This is a genomic window from Intrasporangium calvum (genome assembly GCF_028446585.1).
In the GTDB taxonomy this organism is placed as follows: Bacteria; Actinomycetota; Actinomycetes; order Actinomycetales; family Dermatophilaceae; genus Intrasporangium; species Intrasporangium calvum_A.
Window position 1 is genome coordinate 1 of the sequence record NZ_JAPFQL010000086.1, and the last position, 15,670, is coordinate 15,670.

Here is a 15,670-nt window from a genome sequence, read left to right on the forward strand (position 1 = left end):
ACGCGGTCGCTGACGCGCTTGACGGTCTGGATGTCGTGCGACACGAAGACCATCGCGATCCCGAGGCGCTCCTTGAGGTCGAGGAGCAGGTTGAGGATCTGCGCGCGGACCGACACGTCGAGGGCACTGGTCGGCTCGTCCGCGATGACCAGGGAAGGCTCGAGCGCCAGGGCGCGAGCGATGGAGACGCGCTGGCGCTGACCACCGGAGAGCTGGCTCGGCAGGACGTCGGCTGCCGAACGCGGCAGCCCGACGAGGTCGAGCAGCTCGCGGACCCGAGCGGCCCGCTCCTTCGACGTGCCCACGTCGTGCACGTCCAGGGGGTCACGGACGACCTGGCTGATCGGCATCCGCCGGTTCAGCGACGCGGCCGGGTCCTGGAAGATCATGCCGACCCCGCGACCGAGGTGGCTGCGCCGCTCGCGGTCCTTGAGCGACCAGATGTCGCGGCCCTCGAAGATGATCGACCCCGAGGTCGGTCGCTGGAGTCCGACCATGGCCTTGGCCATCGTCGACTTGCCACAGCCGGACTCCCCCACGACACCGACGGTCTCGCCGGCCCGGATCTCCAGCGACGCCCCGGTCAGGGCATGGACGCTGCCGTGCCCGAAGAGCCCCGTGCCCTTGGTCCGGTGAACGACCGACACGTCGTCGAGGCGCATGATCGGCTCGCTCATGAGACGGCCCCTTCCGCGGCGTGGGTGGTGGCGTGGGTGGTGGCGTGGGTGGCGGCGTTGCCGGTGGCCGGGGTTGCCTGGGACAGCTGGTGCGCCGGGTGGTGGCACGCGACGACGTGGTGGCCTTCCAGACCCTCCAGCGGCGGCGCCTCGGTGCGGCAGACGGCGGTCGCCATCGGGCAGCGGTCGGCGAAGCGGCACCCTGCGGGGAAGTCGGCGGGCGACGGGACGACGCCCTTGATCTGCGTCAGTCGCTCGGCGCCGGACTCGAGGGAGAGGACCGAGCCGAGGAGCCCTCGGGCGTAGTGGTGCGCGGGGGCCCCGACCACCTCGGAGGTGACTCCACCCTCGACGATCTGGCCGCCATACATGACGACGACGCGGTCGCTGATGTCGCTGACGAGCGCGAGGTCGTGGCTGACGAGGATGAGGGCGAAGCCGAGCCGGTGCTGCAGGTCGAGCAGCAGCGCCATGACCTGGGCCTGCACCGTGACGTCGAGCGCCGTCGTGGGCTCGTCCGCGATGATCAGCTTGGGGTCCCGCGAGAGCGCCATCGCGATGACGACGCGCTGCCGCTGCCCGCCCGAGAGCTCGTGCGGGTAGGAGCCGAGCGTTCGCTGCGGGTCGAGCCCGACGAGGCGCATCAGCTCGTCCGCGGTCCGGGTGCCACCGCGCCTGATCAGCTGGTCGAGCTGGGCCTCGATGCGCATCGCGGGGTTGAGGGCGGAGAGGGCGTCCTGGTAGATCATGGCGATCTCGCGGCCCATCAGGGCGCGCCGGCGAGCGGGCGACAGTCGGAGCAGGTCGGTGCCGTTGAAGTCGATGCTGCCGCGCAGTCGGGCGCCCTTCGGCTCGAGACCCATGACCGCCAGCGCCGTCAGGGACTTGCCGGAGCCGGACTCGCCGACCAGGCCGAGCACCTCACCCGGTCGGACGTCGAAGCTGATTCCGTCGACGATGTCCACGCCGTCGTGGCGTCCCTCGAAACCGATGCGCAGGTCGGTGACGGTCAGGGTCGGCTCACCCTGCGGGAGCGGACGAGCCCGCTCGCGGAGCCGCTGTCCGGCCTCCGCGAGACCCGGCAGGGGCAGCACCTCGCCCGTGCCCGGCTCGGAGGTCTCGAGCTTGTCGACGTCCTCGGGCGAGGTCGCGCGGTGCTTGGCGCGCCGGGCAGCGGGTGCTGCCCACGCGTCGGAGATGCCCTCGGAAAGGATGTTGAGCGCCAGCACCGTCAGCAGGATGAGCAGGCCGGGGAAGAAGGTCGCCCACCACGAACCGGCGAGGAGGACGTCCTTGCCGTAGGCGATGACCGAGCCCCACGACGACTCCGCGACGTGACCGGGCAGGCCACCACCGATGAAGGAGAGCGAGGCCTCGAAGACGATGGCGTCGGCGACCATGACGGTCGCGAAGACCATGACCGGGGCGGCGGAGTTGCGGATGACGTGCCGTCCGAGGATGTGCAGCCGGCCGGCGCCGATGACCTGCTCGGCGGCGACGTAGTCCTCGCTGTACTGCGTGAGCACGTTGGCCCGGACGACGCGAGCGATCGGCGGGGTGAAGACGAAGCCGATGGCCAGGATGAGGACGACGAGGCTGTCCTTGCCGAAGGCGATGATCAGGACCGCGGAGAGCGCGATGGCCGGGAACGCCATGACGACGTCGAGCAGCCGCATGATCAGCTCGTCGACCGCCTTGCGGCTCGTGGCGGCCAAGGCGCCGAGGACGGTGCCGAGTGCGAGGGCGATGCTCGCGGCGCCGAAGCCGACGACGAGCGATCGCCGGGTGCCGGCGACGAGGCGGGAGAAGATGTCGCGACCGGACCGGTCGACGCCGAACCAGAAGTCCGAGCCCGGGCCGGCGTTGACGGCCGCCAGCCCGGTCGCGGTCGGGTCGTGAGGAGTGAGCCAGGGCGCGAGGATCGCGGTGAGCACGAGCAGTCCGACGAACCCGGCCGCGACGCGGGACAGGAGCGGCAGGCGACGCAGGGCGGACAGGCTGGCGAGCTTGCGGTTCGCCGGGTCGGACAGCTTGGCGGTCAGTTCGGGGCGGATGGTCATCAGTGGCCTCCCCGCAGCCGCGGGTTCGCGAAGAGATAGAGGATGTCGACGAGCAGGTTCACCACGACGAAGGTGAAGGCGATGACGAGGATGGTGCCCTGCGCGAGGTTCGTGTCGTTGGTGCCGACGGCCTGCATCACGAGGGTGCCCATGCCGGGCATGGTGAAGATCGCCTCGATGATGATCGTGCCGCCGAGGAGGTAGCCGACGCGCAGCCCGAGCACGGTGAGCGGGTTGACCAAGGCGTTGCGCAGCACGTTGCGCCCGACGACGATGCTCGGCGGCAGGCCGGCGCCGTAGGCGGTGCGGACGTACTCCTTGTCGAGCTCCTCGACCATCGAGGTGCGCACGATGCGGGCGAGGGAGGCGCCGACCGGCACCGCGAGCGCCATCGCCGGCATCGCCATGGAGCGCAGCCAGCCGCTCAGGCTCTCAGCGGGGTTGGTGTAGCCGGCGTTGGGGAACCAGCCGAGCCCGAGGGACAGGTGCTGGATCATGAGCAGGGCGAGCCAGAAGCTCGGGACGGAGATGCCGGTCATCGACAGGACGCGGATGACCTGGTCGGGCCAGCGGTCCCGGAAGAGGGCCGCCGTGATGCCGAGCACCAGGGCGATGACGAGCGCGAGGCCGACGCCGAGGAGGGTCAACTGCATGGTCAGTGGCAGCGCCTCGGCGATGAGTCCGCCGACGGGCTTGGAGATGCCGATGGTCTCGCCGAAGTCGCCCTGCACGACGTTGCCGAGGAACCGGACGAACTGGACCGGTGCCGGCTGGTCGAGTCCGCGGGACGCCTCGTACTCGGCGATCTGCTCAGGTGAGGCCTGGTCGCCGAGGGCTGCGACGGCCGAGTTGACCGGAGAGAGCCGCATGATCACGAAGACGAAGAGGGCGATACCGAGCATCAACGGGACGAGTGTCAGGAGTCGCCTGAGGATCATCTTCAGGATCGACGACATCGGTCCTCCTTGCTTGCGGATGGAGCCGGGCCGGCTCGCTCCCAGGGGGAGGGGAAAGCGAGCCGGCCCGGGGCTTGGAACGGGTGGTCAGGCCTTGCGCTTGGCGTCGAGGAAGTAGAGACCCGTCGTCGCTGCCGGCTTGAACCCGTCGAGCTTCTTGGATTCCCACGCCGTCACGATCTTGGTGTGCAGGACGGTGTAGATGGCTGCCTCGTCCGCGACGAGGTCGAGCACCTGCTTCCACAGGAGCTTCTGCTTGGCCGGGTCCTGCTCGGCGGCAGCCTGGTCGAGCAGCCCCGCGATCTTCTCCGGAGCCGCGCCGGTCCAGCGGGCGCGGCCCTTGGGCCAGGTCTCACCGGCGAAGTACCAGCGCAGCAGCAGGTCGGCGTCGGGGCCGAAGACCGTCGGGTCACCGGAGGCGGCGAGGACGCGGAAGGAGTCCTTCGAGACGAGGCCGTCGGGGGCCGGCGCGTAGACCGAGGCCGACGGAGCCGTGTTGAGGGTGGCGTTGACGCCGACCTTCTTCCACTGGTCGACCATGAGCGGCGCGATGTCGACGATGAACTGGGTGTTCGTCGTGACGAGCTCGAACGACAGGTCCTTGACGCCGGCCTCGGCGAGGAGGGCCTTGGCCTTCTCCGGGTCGTAGCCGTAGACCGTCGCGGCCTCCTGGAAGTCCTTGTTGTCCTGGTCGAGGTAGGACTTCGCCGGGGTGCCGTAGCCCTGGAGGGCCGTGGTGACGATGGCGTCCTTGTCGAGCGCGTAGTGGAGCGCCTGGCGGACCCGCTTGTCGTCGAACGGCTTGGCGGAGCAGTTGAAGAGGAGGAAGAGCTGGTTGAAGGCCTGGCGGGCCTCGACGTCGACCTTGCCCTCGAGCTGGGCGACGTTGATGTAGGGGACGGCCTCGACGGCCTGCACGCGGCCGCCCTGGATGTCGGCGATGCGGGTCGCACCCTCGGTCGTCGTGTTCCAGACCATCTTCTTGGCCGACGCCTTGCGCGGGCCGTTGTAGTTCTCGTTGACCGAGAAGCGCAGGCCGGTCGTCGCGTCGGCGCTGTCGAGCTTCCAGGGACCGGAGCCGACGGGCTTGGTGTCGAACGCCTTGGCAGCGGCCGCGTCGCCGGTGAGCTTCTTCGGCACGATCTTGATGACGGCGATGCGCTGCGGGAAGAGCGCGAACGGCGACTTCAGCTTGAACTCGACGGTCGTGGCGTCCTTGGCCGAGACGGAGTCGATGAAGGGCAGGAACGCGGCCATCAGGGCCTTGTTGGCCGGGTCGAGGGCCCGGGTGAAGGACCAGGCGACGTCCTCGGCGGTCACCGGGGTGCCGTCGGAGAACTTCGCCCCGTCACGGAGCGTGGCCGTCCACGTGAGGCCGTCGGCACCCATCTCGGGCAGCGCCTTGGCCAGGGCGGCGTAGGGCTCGCGGGTGATCGGGTCGAGGTCGACGAGGCCCTCGAAGAGGTGCTGGTTGGCCGCGGTGCCGACGGCGCTCGAGGCGTTCATCGGGTCGAGCCCGCTCGAGAGCGTGAACGCGAGCGTCGCCTCGATGGTGTCGGGGACGGTGCCGCCGGCGGCAGCGCCCGAGTCGGAGTTCGTCGAGCTGGGACCGCCACAGGCCGCGAGTGCACCGGTGATGACGGCGGCGGCACTGAGCGTGCCGCTGAACTTGAGGAACTTGCGGCGGCTGACGCCGGACAGTCCGGCGGGGTCGAGCAGGGTCTTCGACGCCTGGTCGGGGTTCACGGTGGCCTCCCATGTGGTGCCTGTTGGTGATGGGTAAGGCAGTCCGCCGACCGCCCGGCAGCGCTGCACTGGCACGTAGTACATCATACGTCTTCCCCAAGAGGAAGGATGTCTAGTAGATTGAACGTAACAAATCGACGACGAGGGGTACGAATGTCCGATGTCCCACCCGTTGCCCCGCGCAACGGCCTCCCGCCTCGGTCGCGCAACAACGACGTGATCGAACGGATCAAGACCTACATCCTCGACAAGCAGCTCCGCCCCGGCGACCTCCTGCCCACCGAGAACGAGCTCATCGCCGCGATCGGCGCCAGCCGCACCAGTATCCGCGAGGCGATCAAGAGCCTCTCGGCGCTCGACATCGTCGAGGTGCGGCACGGCCACGGCTCCTACGTCGGTCGCATGTCGATGAACGCCCTCGTCGAGAGCCTGGCCTTCCGCGGTCTGCTCAGCACGGGCACCGACGGCAAGGTGATGACCGATCTGGTCAACATCCGGCAGATGCTCGAGCAGGGACTGTCCCCCCTCATGATCGAGACGCTCAACGACGTCGAGCTGGCCAACCTGCGCGAGCTCGCCGTCCGGATGCGCCGTCTGGCGATGGAGGGCCAGCCCTACGTCGAGGAGGACCGCGCCTTCCACATCCGCCTGATGAACGCGATCGGCAACGACCTCGTCACCCAGCTGACCGAGGCGTTCTGGCAGGTGCAGGCGCGCGTCGCGCCGACCCTCAAGGTCGAGGAGGCCGACTGGCTCCGGACGGCCGAGGCCCACGAGGCGATCGTCGACGCCATCGGCGCCAAGGACGTGGACAGCCTCCGCGAGGCGTTCGCAACGCACTACGACCCGATTCGCCGGACGATCGCCGCCCTCTTCGCCGACCAGACCCCGGGGTCAGCCGAGTGACCGCCACCCTCATGCGGGCCGAGATCGGCGAGCAGCCGCAGGCCCTGACCAGGCTCCTCGCTGCCCCCGGGCCGGTCGCCGAGATCGCCGCCCGGATCCGGGCGGCCGCTCCCCGCTTCGTCCTGCTCGCCGCCCGCGGCACCTCGGACCACGCGGCGCTCTATGCGAAGTACCTCATCGAGACGACCCTGGGTCTCCCCTGTGGGCTCGCCTCCACGTCCGTCTACACCGCCTACGAGCGCCAGCCCGACCTCCAGGGCGTGCTCTGGATCGCCGTGAGCCAGAGCGGCGGCTCCCCCGACCTCGTCGAGTCGACCGAGCGGGCGCGCGCCGGCGGGGCACTCACCCTCTCGGTCACCAACACGAGCGACTCCCCCCTCGGCCGCGCCAGCGAGCTCGGTCTCGACATCCTCGCCGGGCCCGAGCGCTCGGTCGCCGCCACCAAGACCTACACGTCGAGCCTGCTCGCCCTGTGGCTCCTCGTGCGCGCCTGGGCCGAGCTCGACACGCGTCCCGCGGACCGGCTCGTCGACGACGTCGCCGTCGCGCTCACCGCCGACGTCGACGAGGTCGCCTCGCGCTACCGCTTCGTCGACAAGCTCGTCACGACGTCTCGCGGCTACGCCTACCCGACGGCCCGTGAAGCGGCCCTCAAGCTGATGGAGACGTGCTACCTGTCGGCCCACGCCTACTCCGGCGCGGACCTGCTCCACGGTCCGCTCGCCATGGTCGACCAGGACCGGCCGGTCATTGCCGTCGTCCCCGAGGGCCCCGGCGGCCGCGCCCTCGAGCCCGTCCTCGCCGCCCTGGAGGAGCGCGGCGCCGACATCTGCCTCGTCGCGCCCGGCAGCAACGCGCCCGCGGCGCCTGCCCGGATCGTCCTGCCGTCCGGCATGGACGAGCAGCTGGCCCCGATCGCGCAGATCGTGCCGCTCCAGCGCCTGGCCTGCGCCATGGCCGTCAGCCGCGGTTTCGACCCGGACCAGCCCCGCGGCCTGAAGAAGGTCACGCAGACCTTCTGAGTCGTACGCCGCTGGGCTCGCCCCGTTCGAGAACGTCACCACCCGCTCGGGTGGACTTTCACGAGGAGCGAGCCCAGCGGCATACGGCCTGATGGGTCAGTCAGGCATCTGCGGGATCGGTCAGTAGTTCATCCCCGCCGTGTAGGAGCCGGAGCCGGTGTACGACTCGACCATCAGGCGGTAGTAGCCCGCCGCGTTGGTGTAGCTGAACGACTCGTCGGGGCTCGACGTGATGCCCTGCGCGACCGTGGACCAGGTGGAGCCGTTCCACTTCTGCAGGTAGACGTCGAAGTCCGCGCCCGTCGGGCCGTCGAGGCACACTTGGATCGTGCCCGCCGTCGCGTCGTAGACGTAGGGGTGGATCTGCGACCCGCCGCTCGAGAGCGTCCCCGTCCACGTGCCCCGCATGCCTGCGCACTGGCTGCCCGAGACGGAGCTGACCGTCCACGAGAAGCTCGCGCTCGCCGTGGCGCCCACGGAGTCGCGGACCGTGACCGTCACCGTCGACGTGCCCGCCGTCGTCGGCGTGCCGCTGATCGTGCCCGTCGACGAGCTGATCGACAGCCCGGCGGGGAGGCCGGTCGCCGAGAAGGTGTACGGCGACGAACCACCCGTGGCACCCGTGGCCGCGGAGTCGTACGTGCCGACCGTGCTCGTCTGGCTGCCCGGGTTGGTCACGCGCAGCTCCGCCGGCGTGCCGCCGCTCAGCAGGAACTCCGTGTTGAGCAGGCGGTTCGGCGTGCCGCTGGGAACGCCGGAGATCGTGCCGCTGACGCTGTTGTTGACGATCGCCGAGTGCACCTGCGTGGAGGTCGCGCTGGGGTTCGCACCGAGGTAGAGCGCCACGGCGCCGGCGACGTGCGGGCTGGCCATCGACGTGCCTGAGATGGTCTGGGTCGCCGTGTTGGAGGTGTACCACGCCGACGTGATGCTCGTGCCGGGTGCGAAGAGGTCCTGGCACGTGCCCCACGCGCTGCTCGACGCCTTGGCATCGGTGTTCGTCGAGTTGCCGACCGTCAGCGCCTCGGTGACCCGCTGCGGGCTGTAGTAGCAGGTGTCGTCGTTGCCGTTGCCGCCCGCCTGGACCCACATGACGCCGCTCGTGACGAGCGAGCGGACCGCGCTGTCCATCGTCGAGTCCGTGCAGCGGCTGCTGCAGCCGATGCTGTAGTTGACGACCGCCGGCTTGATCGCGTTGGTCTTGATCCAGTCGACGCCGGCGATGATGTCGGCGTTCGAGCCGGAGCCCGAGCAGTTGAGGACCCGGACCGCGTGGACCGTCGCCTTCTTCGCGACGCCGTAGCTCGTGCCCGCCGCGGTGCCGGCCACGTGGCTGCCGTGACCGTTGCAGTCGGTCGGGTTCGTGTCCGTGTCGACGAAGTCGTATCCGGCGCCCGTGCGGCCGGTGAACTCCGTGTGGGTGAGGTTCACACCCGTGTCCATCACGTAGACGTGGACTCCCTGACCCGCCTGGTCGGGGTAGCGGTAGCGCTGGTTGAGCGGCAGGCTCTGCTGGTCGATCCGGTCGAGGCCCCAGCTGCCCGGGTTGAGCTGCTCGCCGACGGCCTCCACCTTGTAGGCCTGCTCCACGCGCTCGATGGCCGGATCCGCGGCGAGGCGACGGGCCTGGGCCTCGCTCATCTTGGCAGCGAAACCGTCCACCACGGCGCCGTAGGCGTGCTTGACCCGGCCACCGTACTTGGTGGTCATCGACTGCGCCGACTGCTTCGTCGCAGCCGCACTCTGGGACTGGTTCTTGAAGACGACGAGGTACTCGCCGGGGATCGCGTCCGGGTTGTCGGTGCCCAGGATCGAACCTGAGGGGCTGGCGGCCGCTACGGGCGCAGCGGGGGCCGCGGCGGCGAAGGGGGCGACCTGGAAAGCCAGCGCCATGGAGGCGGCAACGGCGGTGATGGCCGCCCGTGACGCCCGTTGGCGCCACATGCTGTGCTTCATGCTGAGCTCCTTCTGGGGTGGGAGTGCGGACGCAGTCAGGGGTGTGCCACGTCCGCGCCGGACGCTATTGAGCGCAAACCGCAGGTGAACAGGGTGCAACCGGACAATGTCCGAAACTTGCCACCGCGGCGGGCTCAGCCGGAGATCCAACCCCGTTGCACCGCACGCACTCCAGCGCCGAACCGCGTCTCCGTGTCCAGCCGTCGCATCAGCTCGTTGATCCGCCTGCCCACCGTGCGCTCGGTGATGCCGAGCGAGCGGGCGATGGCGCGGTCCTTGAGCCCGGCCGCCATCAGCCCGAGCATCTCCCGGTCGCGGTCGGAGATCTCCGGCTCGCTCTCCCCCGCTGCGCGGCCGAACGACTCGACAGGAGTGGCCCGCTGCCACATCTGCTCGAAGTGGACGACGATCAGGTCGAGCAGGCTCGAGGATCGGATGAGCAACCGACGCTGCGGGTCCGGATCGGTCGCCGACTCAGGGACGAGCGCCATGCTCCGGTCGGCCACGAGGAGCTTGGGCCAGACCTGGGCGTGCACGCGGGCCTGCTCCCCGGCGTCGACGTACTGCCGCATCGCCGCGCGCGCCTCGTCGCTGGCGAGCGCGTCCCGGTGGTAGATCACGCGATAGGACACCCCCGCGGCGAGCGCGACGAACTCACTCTCGTTGGGTTGGCTGCCACCCACGAAGTAGGGCGGGGCGTCCACCATGAGCACCTCGTCCCGAGCCGCCCGCTGCATCTGCGTCACCACCGCCAGCACGGCCGCCGCCCCGACCACGTGCTCGACGACCTGCGTGGATGCGCTGCCCCGCCGGGCTGCCTCCTCGCGGAGCCGGTCGGCCTCGACCTGAAGGCGGTTGAGGGCGCGACGTCGCTGGCCGATCAGCTCGGACAGGGCGACGTCCGGCGGGATCACCCGGAACCGCCGGCCGGCGAAGTCCTCCCGGTGGACGAGGCCGAGCTCCGTCAGGGCGTCGAGGGCGGCGGCCACCTGGTCAGGGCAGCCCTCGAGCTCGCGCGCGATCAGCCGCGCGGAGGCCAGCCCATGGTCCAGCAGCCTGAGATAGACCTGTTCCTCGAAGACACTGAGACCGAGCGGTTCCAGCGACAGGTTGTCGACAGCGGTCGTTCGCACGGACAGCGGCATGCGCCCTCCCATCACCCGAGCACTCCCGCCGGTCCGTCTGGCGGAAGGTCGAAGCCCAGAGTCCCGACGAGCGTGGACGCCATCGTCCTGATGGCCGGTCACAGGCTACGGCGAGTAGCCTCCGCGGCGCTCCTCATCTGGGTCTAGGGACGACCATGACTTCGCAAAGTCTTCGCCAACAAACAGTCAAGGCCCGCCCCCACCACTCGAGTGGCCCCGGACTCCACACCCCCCACAAACTCGAGTGGCCCCGGACTCCACACCTCCAGAAACTCGAGTGGCCCCGGACTCCACAGCTCGGGCTGTGGATCACGGGGCCCCTCGAGTTGGCGCGTGGCTGGGAGGCTCAGTCGGCGAGGAATCCCAGCAGGTCGGCCCGCGTGAGCACGCCGACTGGCTTGCCGTCCTCGACGACGAGCACGGCGTCGGACTTCTCCAGCTCCTCGCGGGCAGCGGTGACCGGCTCGCCGGCGCCGACCAGGGGCAGCCCGGGCTCCATGTGCTTCTCCACCGAGTCGAACAGGTGCGCGCGCCCCGTGAACAGCGCCTCCATCAGGGCCCGCTCGCTCACCGAGCCGGCGACCTCGCCGGACATGACCGGCGGCTCTGCCTTGACGACGGGCATCTGGGAGACGCCGAACTCGCGCAGGATCTGCACCGCGTCGCGGATCGTCTCGTTGGGGTGGGTGTGGACGAGGGCGGGCATCTGCCCCGACTTGGTCCGCAGCACCTGCCCGACGGTCTGGTCCGAGCCGTCGTGGAGGAACCCGTAGGACGACATCCACTCGTCGTTGAAGATCTTGGACATGTAGCCGCGGCCGGAGTCGGGCAGCAGGACGACCACGACCGCGTCCTCGGGCAGGTCCTTGGCGGCCCGCAGCGCCGCGACGACGGCCATGCCGCAGGAACCGCCGACGAGCAGCCCCTCCTCGCGAGCCAGCCGCCGGGTCATCTCGAAGGAGTCCGCGTCGGAGACGGCGATGACCTCGTCCACCACGGACGGGTCGTAGGCGCCCGGCCAGAAGTCCTCGCCGACTCCCTCGACGAGGTAGGGGCGGCCGCTGCCGCCCGAGTACACCGAGCCCTCCGGGTCGGCGGCGATGATCCGCACGGCCCCGTCGGAGACCTCCTTGAGGTAGCGGCCGGTGCCGCTGATCGTGCCACCGGTGCCGGCGCCCGCGACGAAGTGGGTGACTCGCCCGTCGGTGTCGGCCCAGACCTCGGGGCCGGTCGTCGCGTAGTGGCTGTTGGGGCCCTCGGGGTTGTAGTACTGGTTCGGCTTCCAGGCGCCGTCGATCTCCTGGACGAGCCGGTCGGAGACGCTGTAGTAGGAGTCCGGGTGGTCGGGCGCCACGGACGTGGGCGTGACGACGACCTCGGCGCCGTAGGCCTTGAGGACGTCCTGCTTGTCCTGGCTCACCTTGTCGGGGCAGACGAAGACGCACTTGTAGCCGCGCCGCTGCGCGATGAGGGCCAGCCCGACGCCGGTGTTGCCGCTGGTCGGCTCGACGATGGTCCCGCCCGGCTTGAGCAGGCCGTCGCGCTCGGCGGCGTCGATCATCTTGAGGGCGATGCGGTCCTTGACCGAGCCTCCCGGGTTGAAGTACTCGACCTTGGCGAGCACCGTGCAGCGGACGCCGGCGTCCTCGACGACTTTGGTGAGCTTGACGAGGGGTGTGTTGCCGACGAGGTCGGAGATGTGCTCTGCGTACTTCACCGGATCATCCTAGGTGCCGCTCGCCTCCGGCCGATGTCCGTATGCCGCTGGGCTCGCCCCGCTCGCGCCTGCGGCGGGTGCCGGGTCGGGGATCGGCGGACCGCTGCTGCGCGTTACGGTGATAGCGCACTTTCGCTTCACGCAGAGGGGGGTTGTGGATGAGTCGCGCCCGACGCGCTCGGAAGATCGCCCAGACCGCGGCGTTCGGCGGCGGGGTGGGGGCTGCGGGGCTGGGAGCCCTGGGCCTGGCCGGCTACGGCCTGCTCCGGGTCGAGGCCGTCATGGCGCGGCGCATCGTCGGGCAGCCCTTCGAGGGCGCCCCGGACGACGAGGGGATCTACGGCTTCGGGCCCGGCGCGCCCATCCGCCTCGTCGTGCTCGGCGACTCGACCGGGGCCGGCATGGGCGCAGAGCATGCGCGCCAGACGATCGGGGCGACCGTCGCCAACGGGGTCGCGGCGTTCAGCGGACGGCCGGTCGAGCTGACCAACGTCGCGGCCATCGGTGCGGAGTCGCTCCACCTGGGCGGCCAGGTCGAGCGGGGGCTCGACCGGGTGCCCCATCCCGACATCGCCCTCATCCTCATCGGCGCCAACGACGTCACGCACCGGATCGAGCGGTCCCTCGCCGTCCGGCACCTCGAGATGACCGTCCGCCGGCTCCGGGAGGCCGGGGCGGAGGTCGTCGTCGGGACGTGTCCCGACCTCGGCGCGATCCAGCCGCTGCCACAGCCGCTGCGCTACCTGGCCCGCCGGTGGTCGCGCGACCTCGCGGCCGCCCAGACGGTGGCCGTCGTCGAGGCGGGCGGGCGCGCCGTGTCGATCGGTGACCTGCTCAGCGAGGCCTTCTCGGCGGAGCCGCACGTGATGTTCAGCCAGGACCAGTTCCACCCGAGCCCGGCCGGCTACGCCCGGGTGGCGGCCGCGTTGCTGCCCACGGTGAGTGCGGCCCTCGACCTCTTCGGCGAGCGCAGTGCCCCGACCCAGCCGAGCGCCTGGCGCGGCGAGGGTGTCGGGCCGGTCGCCGTGGCGGCGAGCCGCGCCGTCGCCAACCCCGGCACCGAGGTCGCCCCGGCCGAGGTGGCGGGCCAGGCCCGCGGCGCGCACGGCCGCTGGGCGATGATCCGGCGCCGGCTGCGTCCGACGGTGGCCGTCCCCGTGGCCGACCCGGTCCGCACGAACGACGCGGAGCGCGAGAGCGCCCCGGCCGAACCAGTTCCGGCGGGCCCGACCGAGGAGGTCAGCTCAGGCTGACGACCTGGTCCTTGGGCGGTGCGACGATGCCGAGGTCGGCGTTCCACTGCGAGAAGTCGAGCTGGGCCGGGCTCTTGGACGAGCCGGTGAAGCGCACCACCTGATAGTCGCTCTTGGAGACGTAGAGGGCCCCCTCGCCCGGGCCGGCCGAGTCCGTGATCACCCAGGTGTCGGTCCCGCCCACCATCTCGGACCCGACCGTGTCGGACAGCTGGGACGCGGTCACGGCGGCCAGCGCCTCGTCGATGAGGGCGTTGAGGCCGAACTCCTCGGAGAACTGCGCGGCCACCGCCGGAACCTTGACGAAGCGGTCAGCGGGGAAGGCGGTCGGGACGCCCTGAGCGGTCCAGAACTTCTCGTCGGCCTGCAGATAGACCGCCCCGTCCACGGAGAGGACGCGGACCCGGCCCTTGTCGACCGTCGTCATGGTCAGATCCGACGTGGAGCCGTTGCTCGTCCCCTTGAAGTCCACGAGCATCTCGGCGCCGTCCTGCTGCACCCGCCCGGTGAAGGCGGCGGACGTGGCCTTGATCGCGTTGGCCTTCGCCCGGTCCAGGATGTCGGCGGCGCTGGGCGCCGGCGCGGTGGTCGCCGCCGTCGTCGCGGACGTCTGAGCCGAACCCGCCGACGTGGTTGCCGTCGGCGGTGGTGTGGACGTGGTGCACGCGGCCCCGAGCGCGAGCACGCTCGCTGCGACGACCGTTGCCGCCCGCCAGCGGCTCCCCCTGCTCCTCATGGTCATGATGCACCACCCTAATCGAGACCCACGCCATACCGGGCGGGTGTCGACAACCTGGCCCAGCGGCATACGATCGGTGGGAACTGAGCGCCCGCTTACCTCCGGGCGCCCGCTGACACCGCCGTCCGCAGGAGGACACCGTGACCGAAGCCGTCATCGTCTCGACCGCCCGTTCCCCGTTCGGGCGCGCCTTCAAGGGCTCGCTCAAGGACATCCGTCCCGACGACCTCGCCGCCGATGTCATCCAGGCGGCCCTCGACAAGATCCCCGCCCTCGACAAGAGCCTCGTCGAGGACCTCTACCTCGGCTGCGCGGAGCCGTCGCACCGCCACGGCTCCAACATGGCCAAGGTCGTCGCCACCCTCCTCGGCCTCGACAACACGCCCGGCGCCACGATCAACCGCTTCTGCGCGAGCTCGGCCCAGACCACCCGGATGGCCTTCCACGCCATCAAGGCCGGCGAGGGCGACATCTTCGTCTCGGCCGGCGTCGAGTGCGTGTCGCAGTACGCCGGCTTCGCCGGGGCCGGCGGCGCCAACGAGGACGACATGAACCCGAAGTTCCGTGCGGCCCGCGAGCGCACCAAGCGGACGGCGGAGACCAACGAGAAGTGGCACGACCCCCGCGAGGACGGCGAGCTGCCCGACATCTACATCGCGATGGGCCAGACGGCCGAGAACGTCGCGACGGCCTACGGCATCACCCGCGAGCGCCAGGACGAGTGGGGCGTCATCTCGCAGAACCGCGCCGAGGCCGCCATCCAGCGCGGCTTCTTCGACTGGGAGATCGCCCCGATCACGACGCCCGACGGGACGGTCGTCAGCAAGGACGACGGCCCGCGCGCCGGGGTGACGCTCGAGGCCGTGCAGGCCCTCAACCCGGTCTTCCGGGAGAACGGCACCGTCACGGCCGGCAACTGCTGCCCCCTCAACGACGGCGCCGCGGCCCTCGTCATCATGAGCGACACCAAGGCGAAGGAGCTGGGTCTCGAGCCGCTCGCCCGCGTCGTCTCCACGGCCGCGACGGCCCTCTCCCCCGAGATCATGGGCCTCGGCCCGGTCGACGCCGTCAACCTCGCGCTCAAGCGGGCCGGCATGACGATCGGCGACATGGACGTCTACGAGATCAACGAGGCGTTCGCGGCCCAGGTCATCGGCTCGGCCGACCAGATCGGGATGGACTACGACAAGCTCAACGTCAACGGCGGCGCCATCGCGCTCGGCCACCCGTTCGGCGCGACCGGCGCCCGGATCACCGGCACCATCATCAACGCCCTCCGTGAGCGGGACGAGCAGTTCGGCCTCGAGACGATGTGCGTCGGCGGCGGCCAGGGCATGGCGGTCATCTTCGAGCGCCTTTCCTGACATCGAAAGAGCAGTTCGCGACAGCACCACCCCAATCGAAAGAGCACTTCGCGACACGTGTCGCGAAGTGCTCTTTCGATTGCGTCACAGGCGGCGTCGTATGCCGCTGAGCTGGCTCACGACGTCGCC

The 15,670-nt window shown here is 70.5% G+C and carries 12 protein-coding genes; 4 read left to right on the forward strand and 8 right to left on the reverse strand.

Annotated features, from left to right (window positions below; translation table 11 throughout):
• From OO014_RS16320 to OO014_RS16335, 4 genes are all read right to left on the reverse strand, one after another.
• Positions 1-677: ATP-binding cassette domain-containing protein (locus OO014_RS16320; protein WP_272463383.1), on the reverse strand; the 677-nt coding region annotated here is incomplete at its 3' end.
• Positions 674-2,737 (reverse strand): dipeptide/oligopeptide/nickel ABC transporter permease/ATP-binding protein, encoded by a 2,064-nt coding sequence (locus OO014_RS16325; RefSeq protein ID WP_272463384.1) that lies wholly within the window; start codon positions 2,735-2,737, stop codon positions 674-676. The genes OO014_RS16325 and OO014_RS16320, both read right to left, overlap by 4 nt.
• A complete protein-coding gene (locus OO014_RS16330; RefSeq protein ID WP_272463385.1) occupies positions 2,737-3,693 on the reverse strand; it encodes an ABC transporter permease in 957 nt (318 codons plus the stop codon). The genes OO014_RS16325 and OO014_RS16330 overlap by 1 nt, the downstream gene beginning before the upstream one ends.
• Positions 3,694-3,780: 87 nt before the next feature.
• Positions 3,781-5,439 (reverse strand): ABC transporter substrate-binding protein, encoded by a 1,659-nt coding sequence (locus OO014_RS16335; protein ID WP_272463386.1) that lies wholly within the window; start codon positions 5,437-5,439, stop codon positions 3,781-3,783.
• Positions 5,440-5,592: 153 nt separating this feature from the next.
• Between OO014_RS16335 and OO014_RS16340 the strand changes: the two genes are divergently transcribed.
• The gene (locus tag OO014_RS16340; RefSeq protein ID WP_272463387.1) at positions 5,593-6,345 is read left to right on the forward strand and encodes a FadR/GntR family transcriptional regulator; all 753 of its coding nucleotides are present in this window, start codon (positions 5,593-5,595) and stop codon (positions 6,343-6,345) included.
• Complete coding sequence (locus OO014_RS16345; RefSeq protein WP_272463388.1) at positions 6,342-7,367, forward strand: SIS domain-containing protein; 1,026 nt, start codon at positions 6,342-6,344, stop codon at positions 7,365-7,367. Before OO014_RS16340 ends, OO014_RS16345 begins: the two co-directional genes overlap by 4 nt.
• 120 nt (positions 7,368-7,487) lie before the next feature.
• Here OO014_RS16345 and OO014_RS16350 read toward each other — a convergent pair whose 3' ends face one another.
• From OO014_RS16350 to OO014_RS16360, 3 genes are all read right to left on the reverse strand, one after another.
• A complete protein-coding gene (locus OO014_RS16350; RefSeq protein WP_272463389.1) occupies positions 7,488-9,323 on the reverse strand; it encodes a S8 family peptidase in 1,836 nt (611 codons plus the stop codon).
• Between the two features lie 134 nt (positions 9,324-9,457).
• Positions 9,458-10,468, reverse strand: a complete 1,011-nt coding sequence (locus OO014_RS16355) for a helix-turn-helix transcriptional regulator (protein WP_272463390.1) — start codon at positions 10,466-10,468, stop codon at positions 9,458-9,460.
• 346 nt (positions 10,469-10,814) lie between these two features.
• On the reverse strand, positions 10,815-12,185 hold the full coding sequence (locus OO014_RS16360) for a cystathionine beta-synthase (protein ID WP_272463391.1): 1,371 nt from the start codon (positions 12,183-12,185) through the stop codon (positions 10,815-10,817).
• A gap of 158 nt (positions 12,186-12,343) precedes the next feature.
• On the opposite strand from OO014_RS16360, the gene OO014_RS16365 reads away from it, so the two are divergent.
• On the forward strand, positions 12,344-13,438 hold the full coding sequence (locus OO014_RS16365) for an SGNH/GDSL hydrolase family protein (protein ID WP_272463392.1): 1,095 nt from the start codon (positions 12,344-12,346) through the stop codon (positions 13,436-13,438).
• Here OO014_RS16365 and OO014_RS16370 read toward each other — a convergent pair.
• A complete protein-coding gene (locus OO014_RS16370) occupies positions 13,425-14,180 on the reverse strand; it encodes a hypothetical protein (RefSeq protein ID WP_272463393.1) in 756 nt (251 codons plus the stop codon). The genes OO014_RS16365 and OO014_RS16370 overlap by 14 nt on opposite strands.
• Before the next feature lie 137 nt (positions 14,181-14,317).
• On the opposite strand from OO014_RS16370, the gene OO014_RS16375 reads away from it, so the two are divergent.
• Entirely contained in the window at positions 14,318-15,541 is a 1,224-nt protein-coding gene (locus OO014_RS16375) for an acetyl-CoA C-acetyltransferase (protein ID WP_272463394.1), read from the forward strand.
• Positions 15,542-15,670 lie beyond the last annotated feature (129 nt).